Origin of the sequence: Pseudomonas sp. 10S4 (genome assembly GCF_034344865.1) — a bacterium.
GTDB lineage: Bacteria > Pseudomonadota > Gammaproteobacteria > Pseudomonadales > Pseudomonadaceae > Aquipseudomonas.
Genome location: NZ_CP133774.1, coordinates 4,776,159 through 4,791,022 on the forward strand (window position 1 = coordinate 4,776,159; position 14,864 = coordinate 4,791,022).

Annotated in this window: 13 protein-coding genes and 2 pseudogenes; 9 read left to right on the forward strand and 6 right to left on the reverse strand. The window is 60.2% G+C overall.

The features are described from left to right. Positions 1-6 precede the first annotated feature (6 nt). Positions 7-1,442, forward strand: a pseudogene (locus tag RHM58_RS22500) (FAD/NAD(P)-binding protein). Positions 1,443-1,622: 180 nt separating this feature from the next. Then, positions 1,623-2,294, forward strand: coding sequence for an NAD(P)H-binding protein (locus RHM58_RS22505; RefSeq protein ID WP_322268234.1), 672 nt, complete (start codon positions 1,623-1,625; stop codon positions 2,292-2,294). 139 nt (positions 2,295-2,433) lie between these two features. On the opposite strand, the gene RHM58_RS22510 is transcribed toward RHM58_RS22505, so the two are convergent. Then, a complete protein-coding gene (locus RHM58_RS22510) occupies positions 2,434-2,874 on the reverse strand; it encodes an NUDIX hydrolase (protein ID WP_201257502.1) in 441 nt (146 codons plus the stop codon). Between the two features lie 237 nt (positions 2,875-3,111). Further along, a pseudogene (gene ppnN, locus RHM58_RS22515) lies at positions 3,112-4,486 on the reverse strand (nucleotide 5'-monophosphate nucleosidase PpnN). 217 nt (positions 4,487-4,703) lie between these two features. On the opposite strand from ppnN, the gene RHM58_RS22520 reads away from it, so the two are divergent. After that, positions 4,704-5,231 (forward strand): DUF3087 domain-containing protein, encoded by a 528-nt coding sequence (locus RHM58_RS22520; protein ID WP_322268235.1) that lies wholly within the window; start codon positions 4,704-4,706, stop codon positions 5,229-5,231. A gap of 6 nt (positions 5,232-5,237) precedes the next feature. Here RHM58_RS22520 and RHM58_RS22525 read toward each other — a convergent pair whose 3' ends face one another. Continuing rightward, positions 5,238-6,227 carry a LysR family transcriptional regulator gene (locus RHM58_RS22525; protein ID WP_201257499.1) on the reverse strand — a complete coding sequence of 330 codons (990 nt, stop codon included), beginning with the start codon at positions 6,225-6,227 and terminating at the stop codon, positions 5,238-5,240. A gap of 85 nt (positions 6,228-6,312) precedes the next feature. Here RHM58_RS22525 and RHM58_RS22530 point away from each other — a divergent pair, with 85 nt between their 5' ends. The 6 genes from RHM58_RS22530 to RHM58_RS22555 all read left to right on the forward strand — a co-directional run bounded on the left by RHM58_RS22530 (position 6,313) and on the right by RHM58_RS22555 (position 12,345). Next, entirely contained in the window at positions 6,313-7,482 is a 1,170-nt protein-coding gene (locus RHM58_RS22530) for a M20 aminoacylase family protein (RefSeq protein ID WP_322268236.1), read from the forward strand. 65 nt (positions 7,483-7,547) lie between these two features. Beyond that, the gene (locus RHM58_RS22535; RefSeq protein WP_322268237.1) at positions 7,548-8,336 is read left to right on the forward strand and encodes an ABC transporter substrate-binding protein; all 789 of its coding nucleotides are present in this window, start codon (positions 7,548-7,550) and stop codon (positions 8,334-8,336) included. A 92-nt stretch (positions 8,337-8,428) separates the two neighbouring features. Beyond that, positions 8,429-9,118, forward strand: coding sequence for an ABC transporter permease (locus RHM58_RS22540; RefSeq protein ID WP_201257496.1), 690 nt, complete (start codon positions 8,429-8,431; stop codon positions 9,116-9,118). Next, positions 9,115-9,828 (forward strand): ABC transporter permease, encoded by a 714-nt coding sequence (locus RHM58_RS22545; protein ID WP_322268238.1) that lies wholly within the window; start codon positions 9,115-9,117, stop codon positions 9,826-9,828. Before RHM58_RS22540 ends, RHM58_RS22545 begins: the two co-directional genes overlap by 4 nt. A gap of 18 nt (positions 9,829-9,846) precedes the next feature. Further along, the gene (locus RHM58_RS22550) at positions 9,847-10,614 is read left to right on the forward strand and encodes an ABC transporter ATP-binding protein (protein WP_322268240.1); all 768 of its coding nucleotides are present in this window, start codon (positions 9,847-9,849) and stop codon (positions 10,612-10,614) included. Between the two features lie 159 nt (positions 10,615-10,773). After that, positions 10,774-12,345: a sensor domain-containing diguanylate cyclase gene (locus RHM58_RS22555; protein WP_201257493.1), complete on the forward strand. Its 1,572-nt coding sequence runs from the start codon at positions 10,774-10,776 to the stop codon at positions 12,343-12,345. A gap of 2 nt (positions 12,346-12,347) precedes the next feature. Here RHM58_RS22555 and RHM58_RS22560 read toward each other — a convergent pair whose 3' ends face one another. The 3 genes from RHM58_RS22560 to dapA form a co-directional block, all read right to left on the reverse strand. Then, the gene (locus RHM58_RS22560; RefSeq protein WP_322268241.1) at positions 12,348-13,265 is read right to left on the reverse strand and encodes a LysR family transcriptional regulator; all 918 of its coding nucleotides are present in this window, start codon (positions 13,263-13,265) and stop codon (positions 12,348-12,350) included. A gap of 195 nt (positions 13,266-13,460) precedes the next feature. Then, a complete protein-coding gene (locus tag RHM58_RS22565; protein ID WP_201257491.1) occupies positions 13,461-13,835 on the reverse strand; it encodes a DUF2784 domain-containing protein in 375 nt (124 codons plus the stop codon). A 60-nt stretch (positions 13,836-13,895) separates the two neighbouring features. Beyond that, complete coding sequence (dapA, locus tag RHM58_RS22570; RefSeq protein ID WP_322268243.1) at positions 13,896-14,762, reverse strand: 4-hydroxy-tetrahydrodipicolinate synthase; 867 nt, start codon at positions 14,760-14,762, stop codon at positions 13,896-13,898. Positions 14,763-14,864: the final 102 nt, after the last annotated feature.

Sequence of the window (14,864 nt, forward strand, 5' to 3'; positions counted from 1 at the left end):
AACGCCATGAATCAAACCTCCAGCGGACAGGCGACCGACGCCATCCGCCACGCAGACATCCTGATCATCGGCGGAGGCCTCAGCGGCGCGATGCTGGCGGCGCAGTTACTGCGTTTACCCGGCCAGCGTTCAGTGCTGGTGATTGAACCCCGCGCCGAACTCGGCCGGGGCGAGGCCTACAGCGCAGTCGAGTTGGGCCATACGTTGAACGGCAACGCGGCGAGGATGAGCGTCGACCCGGACAACGCCGATGACCTGACCCAATGGCTGACCGAATACATCGCGGCCGGTGGTTGGCCGGAGTCGGACCAGCAGCATGTGCCGGTTAGTGAGTTGTTTGCGCCGCGGTGGCTTTTCGGCCTGTACGTGCAGCAACGGCTGGCCGAAGCGAAAGCAGTTGGGGCGTTGAACGGTTCGAGTGTCGAGCATGTGCGGGCTGAAGTGGTTGACCTGCAAACCTTCGATGATTCAGTACGGCTGACCCTGAGCGACGGTCAACGCTTGCAGGGGCTTTTGCGGTACTGGCCACGGGGATGTTCCCCGCCGCCCGCACGCCGCAGACCGAGTCCAGCGGTTTGAACGCGGCAGCGCTTGATCCGTGGGACGTCGCCGCCATGCGGCAACTCGACCCGCAATCGACGGTGCTGATCATCGGCTCGGGCCTGACCATGGTCGATGCGGTGGTGTCGCTGGAACAGGTCGGGCATCGCGGGCCGATTGAAGTGTTCTCCCGGCATGGGTTGCTGCCGCATGTGCGGCGGCAACCACCGGCCTGGGTGGATTTTCTCGCCGAGGACCACAGCATTCGTACACCGCGTCAACTGGTGCGCGAGCTGCGCAGGCATTGCAAGGACGCCATTGCCCAAGGCATCGACTGGCAATCACCGCTCGACACCGTGCGCGCACACATCGGCCGGTTGTGGAGTCAGGCGACGGACGTGCAGCGTCGGCAATTCGTACGGCACGTGCGGCCGTGGTGGGAGAGTCATCACCACCGCTCGCCACCACTGAGTGCCGAGTTGGTGGAGCGCTTGCACGAGGAAGGGCGGCTGCGGATTCACGCCGCATCGTTCAAAGGCCTGGAGCCTGTTGTGGGCGGTGAAGTGCGCATCCGGATCCGGCGGCGTGGCGAGACTGAAACGGTGGTCGCCAGCGGCGCGGCGTTGATCAACTCCAGCGGCATCGAATACGACTGGCGCCGGGTCGCCCGACCGCTGCCGCAACAGTTGCTGGCCCGTGGGCTGATCCGGCCAGGGCCGTTGGCGTTGGGGATTGCGGCGGCGGTGGATGGCGCGGTGCTGGACGCCGAAGGGCGGGTTGCCCAACGGTTATTTGCCATGGGCCCGCCGTTGCGTGGCATGTGGTGGGAGAGTACGGCGGTGACGGACGTGGCGAGCCAGGCAAAGGCCTTGGCGGCGCATCTGGCGAATGTCCGCAAATAAGGAAGCGTTTGCCGATAAAGAAACCTGTGGCGAGGGAGCTTGCTCCCGCTGAGGCGCGAAGCGGCTCTTGCTTTACCTGAAAAGCAGAGGACTGCTCAGCAGTCCAGCGGGAGCAAGCTCCCTCGCCACAGGTTGATCTCGGCCTTTTATTTTTCTTAACGTGTCAGGAATCGAAACGCCATGAAAGCACTGATCTTCGGCGCCACCGGCATGGTCGGCCAAGGCGTACTGCGCGAAAGCCTGCTCGCGGCGGATGTCGAGCAGGTGGTCGTCGTCGGCCGAACGGCGGTCGAGACGACGGACCCCAAGCTGCAATCGCTGGTGGTGCCGGACTTGACCCGGCTAGGTGCGGTCGAAACGCAACTGCAAGGCTTCGACGCCTGCTTTTTCTGCCTGGGCGTTTCATCGTCCGGGATGGATGAAGCACAGTATTCACGCCTTACCTACGACCTGACCCTGGCAGTGGCCGAGGGGTTGGCGCGGCTCAATCCGAACATGACCTTTGTGTACGTCTCGGGCGCTGGCACTGACAGTTCTGAAAAGGGCAAAAGCATGTGGGCGCGGGTCAAGGGGCGTACCGAGAACGCCTTGCAGCGCTTGCCGTTCAAAGCGGTTTACCTGTTTCGACCGGGGGTGATCCAGCCGTTGAATGGTGCGGTCTCCAAGACTTCGGCGTATCGCTGGACTTACATCGTGATGGGGCCGTTGTTGCCGCTTTTGAGACGGCTATTTCCGCGGCATGTGCTGACTACCGTTTCGGTTGGGCAGGCGATGTTGGGGGTTGTCAGAAAGGGTTATACGACTGCTGTGATGGAAGCGGCGGATATTCAGGCTGCGGCGCTCAGGGGTTAGTGAACTGGGCGCCGAACTCCTGTGGAAGCGAGCCTGCTCGCGATAGCGGTGTATCAGGCAGCAGTGATGTTGGATGTGATGGCCTCTTCGCGAGCAAGCCCGCTCCCACAGGGGGTTTGTGGTGTTTTATCGAGCCAGGTCAGGCGTTACTGAGCATTTCGATCAAGCGCTCCGGCCACACCGTTTCGCGGGTTGCTTGCAGTTCGGTCACGGACCACCACTTGTGCTCGGTCATTACCCGGGCTTCGTCGACCGTCCAGCCGTCGCGGGACAGCAGTTCGCCGTCGGCGCGAACCACAAAATAGCGTTCCACGGACAAGACCTTTTCACCGCTGGGCAACATCATCGAAAAATGCCGTTCACCCACGCAAGCGCCCACGCTGTCGACTTGCAAGCCGGTTTCTTCACGCAGTTCACGAATCGCTGCAGCTTCGAAGGTTTCACCATCCTCAACACCACCACCGGGTGTTGCCCAATAGTCGCGACCATCGAGGGCATCGCCCTTGTGCTGGAAGCGAAACAACAGGACTTGATTGACGGGGTTGATGACGAGGAGTCTGGCGGCGTTGCGTTGGCGCATTGTTGATTCTCTGTCCATAGAAAGTGCCTGGCGGGCATAGAAAGATTGTGGCGAGGGGGCTTGCCCCGTTGGGTTGCGGAGCGACCCCAATTCCGGCTCTGCGGTCTATCAGAGAGGAACCAGAGATTGGTTTTAGGGCTGCTGCGCAGCCCAGCGGGAGCAAGTTCCCTTGCCACAGGTTTCGAGTAAACCCAAGAATGCTGTCCTCACCCAGCGACAGCATTCACGTTAACGTTATTACGCAACCACTTGATAACACGGCACATAGGCCGCACCACCTGGCAGTTTCATGCGGTGCTGGGCCACGAAGGCCTTGAGCAACTGATCCAGCGGTTGCATCACCGCCGCATCACCACGGATCTGGTACGGCCCGTGCTCTTCGATCAGGCGGATGCCCTTGTCCTTGACGTTGCCGGCAACGATGCCGGAGAACGCCCGACGCAGGTTGGCGGCGAGTTCGTGGGCCGGCAGTTTACGGCTCAGTTGCAGGCTGGCCATGTTTTCGTGGGTCGGATCGAACGGGCGCTGGAAGCCCTCGTCGATTTTCAGCAACCAGTTGAAATGGAAGGCGTCGTTGCGCTCGCGGCGGAACTGCTTGACCTCTTTCAGGCCAGCGGTCATCTGCCGCGCCACTTCGGCCGGGTCGTCGATGATGATCGTGTAGTGCTGCTTGGCGGCTTCACCCAGGGTGGCGCCGACGAACGCGTCCAGTTGTTCCAGGTACGGTGCCGCATGTTTCGGTCCGGTGAGGACGACCGGGAAGGGCAGGCCTTCATTGTCCGGGTGCATCAGGATGCCCAGCAGGTACAGGAATTCTTCGGCAGTACCGGCGCCGCCCGGGAAGATGATGATGCCGTGGCCGACGCGGACGAAGGCTTCCAGGCGTTTTTCGATGTCTGGCAGGATCACCAGTTCGTTGACGATCGGGTTTGGCGCTTCGGCGGCGATGATCCCCGGCTCGGTCAGGCCGAGGTAGCGGCCGCCGTGGATGCGCTGCTTGGCGTGGGCAATGGTCGCGCCTTTCATCGGGCCTTTCATCACGCCAGGGCCGCAACCGGTGCAAATGTCCAGGCTGCGCAGGCCCAGTTCGTGGCCGACTTTCTTGGTGTATTTGTATTCTTCGGTGTTGATCGAGTGGCCGCCCCAGCACACGACGATCTTCGGCTCGACGCCAGGGCGCAGGGTGCGGGCGTTGCGCAGCAGGTGGAAGACGTAGTCGCTGATACCCTGGGAGGTGCTCAGGTCGATGCGCTGGGCGTCCAGTTCGTTTTCGGTGTAGACGATGTCGCGCAGGGCGCTGAACAGCATTTCACGGGTGCTGGCGATCATTTCGCTCGTCGACGAAGGCGTCGGCCGGAGCGTTCAGCAGTTCCAGGCGTACGCCACGGTCTTGCTGGTGAATGCGGATTTCGAAGTCCTTGTAGGCTTCAAGGATGGTTTTGGCGTTATCAACGTGGGCGCCGGTGTTGAGGATGGCCAGGGCGCACTGGCGGAACAGGGTGTAGGTGCTGCCGGAACCGGCTTCGCTCAGTTGCTGAACTTCACGTTGGGACAGGGTTTCCAGGCTGCCTTTGGGGCTGACCGAGGCGTTGATTACTTGTCGTTGGGTCATTCAATGATCCTTAAAACGATGCCATTCATAGAGGAGGAGCGACTGGCATCCGAATAATATGTATCCATGAAAGAAGATGGCACGAACTGCGGTGTCTCGCCATGTTCTCCTTTTGACGATGAAAAGATGAAAAGGAGCCCCAGCATAGCTAAATCCTGCGATGAGGCGATAATGCCCCGCACGCTTTTTGCCCACTGACTCAAGGACGCTAGCCAAGATGTTCGAAATCCAGCCGATGAATGCCGAAACCTTTCGACGCCAGACCCGGCGCAGCACGGTGATCATCGCCCTGATTTTCCTGGCGCTGGCGATGGTGTTGTCGACCGCGGCCGTGGCGCTGTTCGGTGAGCCCGGCGGTGACAATCTGCGGTTCAATGTTGGTGGCGTGTTTGTCGCGGTGCTGCTGATGGCGGCGCTGATGCGCGGCAAGTTCTGGCACCAGGCGTGGATGGCCCCGGCCGTCTACGGCTGGCGGCTCAAGCGCAGTCTGATGCGCGTCACCAACGTCATGCACCAGGTGACGGCGGCGGTGGAGAAGGACGATCCGAACGCCATGAAGCTGCTGCGCTTCTACCATCTGGGGTTGAACCAGATGCACGAACTGGACGGCAACTCCAGCGATCACAGCCAGTTGATCCGCGAGATGGATAAACACAAGGAGCGGATGGAAGCGTTAGGTCTCGACATCGAGCAAATGCAACTGAACCCGGCGTGGCTCGAAGCCTTGAAGAAAACCCCCGCCTGACCCGTTTCAAACCCGCAGCCGCAGGGTTTCAAACAGTTGTAGGTCTTCCTTTTTGGCCGAACGGGCATGGCGCCGAATGACCTGCAACAGGCAATCGGTGAAGCACTGCGCCGGATTGCTCAGTGCACCGTTGCGGCGTGTCACGATGCTCAACTGTCGCGGTTCGAACTGTTCAGTCAGCGGCAGAGAAACCACTCGACCGAGGAAGGGCGGGGCAATACTGACGATGGACGGGCCCCAGGTGCACATGTCGGCCCGCTCGACCATCATCTGCAGGATCGCCAGTGAGTGGGCGCGGACGATACGGTTCTCATCGATCTGCGCGCCGTGTTGCCAGAACAACTCCTGCATCAGCCCGTCGTGTCCGTCTGGTGCGTAGTTCAGCGTCCAGTTTTCCTCCAGCAGTTCATGGATCGATCGAGCGTTCTGCCGGGCATGGCCCTGGCGGACCAGCACCGACGTCTGGTAATCGAGCAGTGTTTCGCAGGCAAACTCCTGGGTTGATTGCGCCGGGTGAAGCTGGCCGATTGCAAAGTCCATGCTGCCATCGCGCAGCAGCGGCTGGGCCACGGCCATCAGGCTTTCGAACAACTCCAGGCGGATTTGCGGCATGCGCTCGCGAAAAGCCAGGACCACTTCGGGCAAGAACGTCAGGGCGATCCACGGCGTGATCCCGACACAGAGCCGGCCCTGAGCCTTGCCACGCATGTGATCGAGCTCGGTTTGCGCGTGTTCCAGTTGCTTGATCACCAGTCGGGCGTGGGTCAGCAGCACTTTGCCGTACTCGGTGAAGTTCAGGCCGCTGGCGGTTCGGGTGAACAGCGGTAGTTGCTGGCTGGTTTCCAGCTCCCGCAGCGCTTTGGTCACGGCGGCCTGGGAAATCTCCAGCGAACGGGCGGCCGCACGAATGCTGCCGGTTTCGGCGCTGGCGATCAGCGCTTGTAATTGATGCAGTTTCATCTGCTCACCCTGATGACAACTAATGGTTGTCATCATAACCAAACTGCGTCTCCCCAGCCCAGAGCCTGTTCCCTAAGATCCACCCCATCAACCGCTCAGCTCTTGTCGAAGGGGAACAACAATGGATGTCGGCCATGTCCTGCCTGGTATTGCAGCGCTGCAAGATGAAATGATCGCGTTGCGTCACAGCCTTCACGCGCATCCCGAACTGGGTTTTGAAGAGTTCGCCACCAGCGAGCGCGTTGCTGAGTGTTTGGCCCGTTGGGGCTTCCAGGTCAGCACCGGCGTTGGCAAGACCGGCGTCGTTGGCACCCTGAAAAATGGCGAGGGCCGGTCCATCGGCCTGCGCGCCGATATGGATGCACTACCGATTCAGGAAACCACCGGTTTGCCCTATGCCAGCCGCATCGATGGCGTCATGCATGCCTGCGGCCACGACGGTCATACGGCAACCCTGTTGGCCGCCGCCAGGCACCTGGCGCAGACCCGGGCGTTCAACGGCACGTTGCAGCTGATTTTCCAACCGGCTGAAGAAGGGCTGGGCGGCGCGAGGAAAATGCTCGAGGACGGACTGCTCGAACGGTTCCCCTGTGACGCGATCTTCGCCATGCATAACGTGCCGGGCTATCCCGTCGGGCACCTGGGGTTCTACAGCGGTCCGTTCATGGCGTCTGCCGACACGGTGACGATCAACATCATCGGCAACGGTGGGCATGGCGCGGTGCCGCACAAAGCGGTCGACCCGGTGGTGGTCTGCTCGTCGATTGTGATTGCGCTGCAAAGCATCGTCTCGCGCAACGTCAACCCGCAGGACGTGGCGATTATCACGGTGGGCTCCATCCATGCCGGAAGCGCCTCGAATGTCATCCCGTCCACTGCACAGATGAGCCTGAGCGTACGGGCATTGACCCCCGAGATTCGCCAGTTGCTCGAAGTCAGAATTACCGAGCTGGTCAACGGTCAGGCCGCCAGTTTCGGTGCCCGGGCCGAGATCGATTATCAGCATTGTCATCCGGTGTTGATCAACCATCCCGAGCCCACCGCGTTTGCCCGAGAGGTCGCCCGGGAGTGGCTCGGCGAAGAGCACCTGATCGACAGCCTGCGGCCCTTTACGGCGAGTGAGGATTTTGCCTTCATCCTGGAAAAATGCCCCGGCAGTTACCTCGTAATCGGCAATGGCGATGGCGAAAGCGGCTGCCTGCTGCACAACCCCGGCTACGACTTCAATGATGCTTGCCTGCCAATTGGCGCGAGTTACTGGGTCAAACTGGTCGAAAGTTTTTTGAGTTGAGACGCCGGATTGTCGAGCGTCAGTCTGTACAAACATCGTCTGCGGCCTGAAGAGGAACAATAAAAATGAACAAGATGATTGCGGCTGTTTCATTGGTTTGCCTGACGGCATCGAGCCTGGCCGGTGCGGCCGACTGGTCTGGCAAAGTCCTGAAACTGGGCGTCGACCCGACGTACCCGCCGCTGGAATACAAAAACCAGGACGGCACGCTGACTGGCTTCGGAGTCGATATCGCCGAAGCGCTGTGCGCCGAGCTTAAAGCCCGCTGCGTCTGGGTTGAAAGCAGCTGGGACGGGATGATCCCGGCGTTGCTGGCGCGCAAGTTCGACGCGGTGGCGTCGTCGATGACCGTGACGCCCAAGCGCCTGGAGCAGATTGCGTTTACCGACAAAGTCTCCAACGCGCCGGCACGACTGGTGGTCAAGCGGGGATCGGGTTTGTTGCCGACCCTCGAATCGCTTAAGGGCAAACGTATTGGCGTGGAGCAGGGCTCGACCCAGGAGGCGTATGCCAAAGCCGTCTGGGGTTCCAAGGGTGTGGACGTTCTGTCCTATCAGAATCAGGACCAGGTGTACGCCGACCTGGTGGTGGGACGACTCGATGCCTCGCTGCAGGGCGCCATTCAGGCCAGTTACGGCTTCCTGGGTACAACGGCGGGCAAGGACTATGAATTTTCCGGCGCGACACTGGATGATCCGGGCTTTTTCGGCGTCGGTGACGGCATCGGCTTGCGCAAGAGCGATGTCGAGTTACGCGAGGATCTGAACAAGGCGCTGGCGACCATTCTGGCTAACGGCACTTACGCGCGGATCAACAAAAAGTACTTCGACTTCGACGTCTACGGCGCGAAATAACGCCGCCTCGCGACTATGGGCAGGGCGGTCGACCAGGCCGCTCTGTTTCAGCATCCCCTTCACCTCAACCTAATAAGAACAAGGAGAGTGAAATGCTTCTGGAAGGCTTTGGCCCGCAAATCCTGCTGGGCACACTGGCCACGATCAAACTGGCGCTGTGGTCATTGTTGATCGCGGTCCTGGCAGGCCTGCTCGGTGCCAGTTCCAAGTTGTCCTCCAACCGTTTATTGCGGGCGTTGGCCACCGGTTACACCACGGTGATCCGCAGCATGCCGGACCTGGTGATCATGTTGCTGCTGTTCTTCAGCCTGCAGATGCTGCTCAACCGTATGACCGATTGGCTGGGCGTCAGTCAGATCGACATCGACCCGTTTTTGGCCGGCGTTCTGACCCTGGCTTTTATTTACGGGGCTTACTTTACCGAGACATTTCGCGGCGCCTTCCAGGCCGTGCCGGCTGGCCAGCTCGAAGCGGCGCGGGCTTACGGCATGAGCCGGGGAAAAACCTTTCGCAAGGTGCTGTTCCCGCAAATGCTGCGTCATGCGTTGCCGGGCATTGGCAATAACTGGCAGGTGTTGATCAAGTCGACTGCGCTGGTATCGATCATCGGCCTGACCGATGTGGTCAAGGCTACCCAGGACGCGGGCAAGGGCTCCATGCAGTTCTTTTATTTCACGTTGGTGGGCGGCCTGATTTACCTGGCCATCACTACGCTGTCCAACGGCGTGTTGCTGTGGCTTGAGCACCGTTACTCGGTGGGTGTCAGGAAGGCTGCGTTATGACCGGTATTTTCGAGGACTACTGGCAGGCTTACCTGTGGAGTGACGGGCCGCACTTTTCCGGGTTGGCGGTGACCTTGTGGCTGCTGATTCTGGCGGTGGTGAGCGGCTTCCTGCTCGCGGTGTCGTTGTCGATTGCCCGCGTCAGCCGCAATCCGCTGCTCCGTTTACCGGTCTGGTTTTACACCTACGTGTTTCGCGGTACCCCGTTGTACATCCAGCTGCTGTTCTTCTACACCGGGGTGTACAGCCTGCACGTGGTTCGGTCCCAGGATTTTCTCAACGCGTTTTTCCGAGATGGCTTTAACTGCACGGTGCTGGCGTTCGGGCTCAATACCTGTGCCTACATGACCGAAATCTTTGCCGGCTCGATCAGGGCGACTTCTCACGGAGAAATCGAGGCCGCTAGTGCCTATGGGATGAGCCGGTTCACCCTCTATCGCCGAATCATACTGCCGTCGGCGTTACGCCGGGCTCTACCGTTTTTCAGCAATGAAGTGATTCTGATGCTGCATTCCACCTCGGTGGCGTTTACCGCCACGGTGCCCGATTTGCTGAAGATTGCCCGGGACGTCAATTCGGCAACCTACGCCTCGTTCAGCGCGTTTGGCATTGCCGGAGTGCTGTATGCCGCCAGCGCATTTTTCCTGATCTGGCTGTTCCGGCGCGGCGAACTGCATTGGCTGGCCTATCTCAACCCACGCACGCATTGACCCATCGGACTTGCTCGAATGTATAAATTGATCGTTGAAAATGTCCATAAAAACTACGGCAGCCACGAAGTGCTCAAAGGTGTTTCGCTCAAGGCCAAGGCGGGTGATGTGATCAGCCTTATCGGTTCCTCCGGGTCCGGGAAAAGTACTTTCTTGCGCTGTATCAATCATCTGGAGCAACCGTCGGCCGGGCGGATTATCGTCAATTCCCAAGAGCTGCTGACCCGTAAAAACTCAAGGGGCGACTTGTGTGCGGTCGATCCGCGGCAGTTGCAGGTCGTGCGCAGCCAGCTATCGATGGTGTTTCAGCACTTCAATCTGTGGAGCCACATGACGGTGCTGGAAAACCTCATCGAGTGCCCGATGAGCGTGCTGGGTCTCGGTCGCTCGCAAGCGTTGGAGCGTGCGCGCCATTACCTCGCCAAGGTCGGTCTGCCCGCCAAGGTTGAGGGCCAGTATCCGGTCCATCTGTCCGGTGGCCAGCAGCAGCGCGTCGCTATCGCCCGCGCGCTGGCCATGGAGCCCCAGGTGATGTTGTTCGATGAACCAACCTCCGCCCTGGATCCGGAATTGGTCGGCGAGGTGCTCAAGGTCATGCAGCAACTGGCCGAGGAGGGCCGGACGATGGTGGTCGTCACCCATGAGATGGCCTTTGCCAGGCAGGTGTCGAACCACGTTATGTTTCTGCATCAGGGGCGGGTGGAGGAAGAGGGGGCTCCCGGCACGGTGCTGGAACAGCCCCGCAGCGAGCGGTTGCAGCAGTTTTTGACCGGGAGCCTCAAGTAATGCGGGGCTGAACAGGTTGATCAGGCCGACGACCGCGTTTTTTCGGGCTAACCTGTCTGACGGTTGATGCCTCATAGTGGGCGGAGTACGAAGCGCCGCTAGACGGTACTCAACGGGCGAACGGGAAGATTCGCCACGTCATAAGGTTCAGGGAGCGTCATGGGACATCCGTCAGTCAAAGTGCGTATTGAAAGCCTTCAGCCGTCCTTTCTGGCCGAGCAAATCGAGGCCAAGCTCAAGGTTCGTTATGCCGTGGTTTTGCTGGTCGCGGTGTGCCTGTCCATGTCCGCCATTGCGATTTGGGAAGGCTGGAATTCGCGTGAGTACCACCTGCATGACCAGGAAGTGGCGATGTCCAACCTCGCCCAAACCCTCGCGTCCCAGGCGCAGTCAACGATCAAACAGGCCGACACGTTGCTGTTTACCCTGGTCGATCGCGTCGAAAAGGACGGGATGGGTCAGGCGCCGTATACCCGAATGCAAAGTTTGCTCAGTGCGCAACGCAGCGAGCTGTCCCAGCTCCATGGTTTGTTTATCTACGACGAAAACGGGCGTTGGCTCGTCAACTCCAACGGCGCCGTTGTGCCAGATGCCAATAATGCTGACCGTGAGTACTTCATCTTCCATCGTGACCATACCGACCGTGGCCCGCATATCGGCCCGTCGATAAAAAGTCGTTCGACCGGTGAGTGGATCATGACGGTGTCGAGAAGGATCAATCATTCCGACGGCAGCTTCGCCGGTGTGGCGTTGGCAACGATTTATCTCAATCATTTCCTCGCGCTGTACGACAGTATCGAGCTGGGTAACAACGGCGCGATCAATCTGATTGCGGACAACGGCACCATCGTTGTTCGTCGGCCCTTCAAGGAAGCCGACGTCGGCACCAGCGTTGCCAATGGGCCGTTGTTTACCCAGTTTCTACCCGTTGCCAGTTCGGGGACTGCAACGTTCAAGTCGGTGATCGATGGCGTTGAGCGGGTGTTCGGATTTCGACGGGTGAGTGGTTATCCGCTGATCGTCTCCGCAGCCATCAACAAGGAGGAAGTGCTGAACGGCTGGCGTCAGGAATCCACGAACAGTGCGATTATCGTGTCACTGCTGCTGGCGTTCCTTGGTGCGCTCGGTTATCGGCTCATTCGGGTCATGAAGCAGCAGAACCACATTCAAAGCGAACTGCTGGGGGCCCAGGAAAAGCTCATCGAAGTTAACCGCAGTCTGGAACTGCTGGCCCTCGAAGATGCGCTGACCGGGCTGTCCAATCGGCGTCAGTTCGATTTGTTCATGGTGGCGGAAATGGGCCGCTCCCGGCGCAGCCAGACCGGTCTTGCGCTGCTGATGATCGATGTCGATCACTTCAAACTGTTCAACGATCTCTACGGGCATTTGGCCGGTGATGAGTGTTTGCGCAATATCAGCGTCATCATCAAAGACAACATCAAGCGCCCCGGAGACTTGGCGGCGCGTTATGGCGGTGAAGAATTTGCGGTGGTGCTGCCCGGCACCGACTATGTCGGGGCTTTCCTGGTGGCGGAAAAAATCCGTCGTGCGGTTCAACTGGCGGGTATCAAGCACACTGACAGTGCCGAAGGGACGGTGACGGTCAGCCTGGGTGTCTGCGCCTACGACCCGGCATCGCAAGCCACCTCCGACGATTTGATCGGCGCCGCCGACAAGGCGTTGTACGTGGCCAAGGCCAGTGGCCGGAACATGAGCGTCATCGCCAACTGAGTTCAGACAAAGCGGTCACGGCCTTGGACGAGTTGGGTCGCCAGCCAGGTTTGCTTGAGTTTTTCCAGCCACCAGCCAAGGGCGCGACCGTCATGGTCGCCGCGCCAGCCGGCATAGAGGATGTTCGGCTCGCGCGGGTCGGCCATCTGCTTTTCCACCAGCGAGCTGTTTTTCAGCAAAGAGCCGACCCGATGCCGGGGTAACCAGCCCACGCCCAAGCCGTCGCATTGGGCGAGGATCTTGGCGCGCATGGTTGGCACGGCGAGCACTGGTTGCCCGCCGGAAACACCGTAGGTGCTGCCTTCGGTGGCACGGGAAGAGTCGGCGACGACAATCGCCCGGTGCTGTGTCACCAGTGTTCGGGAGATGGGTTCTTTGGCCTTGGCCAGCGGATGTTTCGGCGAGACGGCGAACACCCATTCCATTTCCCCCAACTGCATCCAGCGCAATGAAGGGATGGCGGGTGGTTCGTTGGTGGCGCCGATGATCAGGTCTGCGCGACCTTCACGCAGGGCTTCCCAGACCCCTTTGAGCACCTCCTGAGTGATGCGCAGCGGCACTCCGGATTCCAGCGCGTCGAACTCGTGAATCACTGGGATCAAGGTGTCGAATTCCAGCAACTCGTCAGTGACGATCCATAACCGGCTCTCCCAGCCGTTGGCCACTTGTTGCACGCGCTGAGTCAGCCGGGAGACGTCCTGCATCAGCCGCGCGGCCTCGTTTACCAGCAACTCGCCAGCGGCGGTGAGTTGCAGGCGGTAGCGGCGGCGGTCGAACAGCAAGGCGTCGAAGCGTTCTTCCAGTTGGCGCGCGGCGTAGGAAACGGTGGAAGGCGCCTTGCCCAAATGGGCGGCGGCGCGCGACAGGCTGCCGGTTTCGCGGATGGCTTGCAGCAATGCCAGGTCTTCAATCGACAGCATGTTTCAGATCCTCGACAGTCAAATGCGACACCGAACCTGTGGTGAGGGGGCTTGGTCCCGTTCGGCTGCGAAGCAGTCGTAATCCGGCCAACTCGGTGTGTCTGACAGAATGCGGGGGCCGCTTCGCCGCCCAACGGGGGCAAGCCCCCTCGCCACAGTAAGCCCCTTAGCCACAGGTTTTGTGTCAGCCGAGCCTTACGCTGCCCGACGCAACTTCCACATCCGGATCAACCGAACATAGACCACCAGGTTAACCGCCAGCACCACGCTACCCAGCCCCAGTTGAATCGTCGGTGTCAGTCCGGCCGGGTAAATGACCGGCAAAACGTAATGCTCGACGAAACCGCCGCCATACACGGTTTGCCCGGCGGCTTCGCGCATCAGGTTTTCCCAATAGGTCAGCGGGCAGGTCAGGTGAAAGACTTCCACGATCACACCCCACGCGGCGGCGGGCAGGTGCCACCAGATCAGGTGGCGCCATTTGAGCACCAGCAGCCCGCCAAACAGCACGAACAGAATGAACAACAGGTGAAACAGCACCAGCCCGTCGGCGGCGATTCGGTAAAGCATGTCGGCTCCCTGACTCTTTAAGTGAATCGCTGCATGTTACTCGGGCTGGTGGCCTGCGCTCTATCGATTCAATGTGCCCAGTACGTCTTTCAAGCGCGCCACAGTGTTTTCGCCACTGCGCTGCATCGGCGCGCGCAGTTCGTCGTCGATCAAGCCTTGCAGGGCCAGGGCGGTTTTGACCGGGGCGGGATTAGGTTCGATGAACAGGCTTTGGATCAGTGGCAGTAACCGGAAGAACGTCGTTCGCCCCGTCGCGAGCTGGTTGTCGCGAATCTGTCGGTACAGCGCCACAAACAGCTCGGGATGCACATGGGCCGATGCGGTAATCGCACCTTTGGCTCCGAGGCACAAGGCGTTGAAAATTTGCGGATCTTCGCCGCACAGTACGTCAACCGTGCCACTGGCCAGCAGTGCGAGGGTTGTAGCGTGATTGCCGCCACAATCCTTGATCGCAACGATCCGCTCGTGGCTGACGATGTTGAGCAAGGTCGCTTGCTCGAACGCCACGCCGGTACGGTAGGGGATGTCGTAGAGAATGATCGGCACGCTGGAAGCGTCGGCGACAGTCTTGAAAAAGGCTTCGAGGCCGGCCTGGGACGGACGGATGTAGTACGGCGGCGGCACAAGCAGGCCGGCCAGGGGGCGTTTCAGGATTTCGCTCTGGAACTGCAGCAACTCGGTCAGGTTGTTGCCGGCCAGGCCCATGACCACCCGCTCGGCGGGCACCAACTCAAGCACGGCGTCGAGCACCGCCAGTTGCTCATGTTTGCCCAGCGCCGCGGCTTCCCCGGTGGTGCCGCAGACCACAATGCCATCCACGCCGTTTTCCAGCAGATGGCTGACCAGCCGCCGCAACCCGACGAAGTCGATGGCGCCGTGGTGAAACGGCGTGACGATTGGGACCCAGATACCTTGAAACGATGACATGTACGTTCTCCTGAAGGTTGACCGATTTCGTCACCGTCAGAAGCGTAGAAGGAAAGTAAGCAAGGGAAGGGTGCCCGTCGCGCTCAATGTCCTGTCAGCTCA

Excerpts from the sequence above, each read along its gene's own strand:
- RHM58_RS22545 (WP_322268238.1), top strand. The coding sequence starts at position 9,115 with ATGACCGGTATTTTCGAGGACTACTGGCAGGCTTACCTGTGGAGTGAC.
- dapA (WP_322268243.1), bottom strand. The coding sequence starts at position 14,762 with ATGTCATCGTTTCAAGGTATCTGGGTCCCAATCGTCACGCCGTTTCAC.
- RHM58_RS22550 (WP_322268240.1), top strand. The coding sequence starts at position 9,847 with ATGTATAAATTGATCGTTGAAAATGTCCATAAAAACTACGGCAGCCAC.
- RHM58_RS22520 (WP_322268235.1), top strand. The coding sequence starts at position 4,704 with ATGTTCGAAATCCAGCCGATGAATGCCGAAACCTTTCGACGCCAGACC.
- RHM58_RS22560 (WP_322268241.1), bottom strand. The coding sequence starts at position 13,265 with ATGCTGTCGATTGAAGACCTGGCATTGCTGCAAGCCATCCGCGAAACC.
- RHM58_RS22530 (WP_322268236.1), top strand. The coding sequence starts at position 6,313 with ATGGATGTCGGCCATGTCCTGCCTGGTATTGCAGCGCTGCAAGATGAA.
- RHM58_RS22565 (WP_201257491.1), bottom strand. The coding sequence starts at position 13,835 with ATGCTTTACCGAATCGCCGCCGACGGGCTGGTGCTGTTTCACCTGTTG.
- RHM58_RS22540 (WP_201257496.1), top strand. The coding sequence starts at position 8,429 with ATGCTTCTGGAAGGCTTTGGCCCGCAAATCCTGCTGGGCACACTGGCC.
- RHM58_RS22555 (WP_201257493.1), top strand. The coding sequence starts at position 10,774 with ATGGGACATCCGTCAGTCAAAGTGCGTATTGAAAGCCTTCAGCCGTCC.
- RHM58_RS22525 (WP_201257499.1), bottom strand. The coding sequence starts at position 6,227 with ATGATGACAACCATTAGTTGTCATCAGGGTGAGCAGATGAAACTGCAT.
- RHM58_RS22505 (WP_322268234.1), top strand. The coding sequence starts at position 1,623 with ATGAAAGCACTGATCTTCGGCGCCACCGGCATGGTCGGCCAAGGCGTA.
- RHM58_RS22510 (WP_201257502.1), bottom strand. The coding sequence starts at position 2,874 with ATGCGCCAACGCAACGCCGCCAGACTCCTCGTCATCAACCCCGTCAAT.
- RHM58_RS22535 (WP_322268237.1), top strand. The coding sequence starts at position 7,548 with ATGAACAAGATGATTGCGGCTGTTTCATTGGTTTGCCTGACGGCATCG.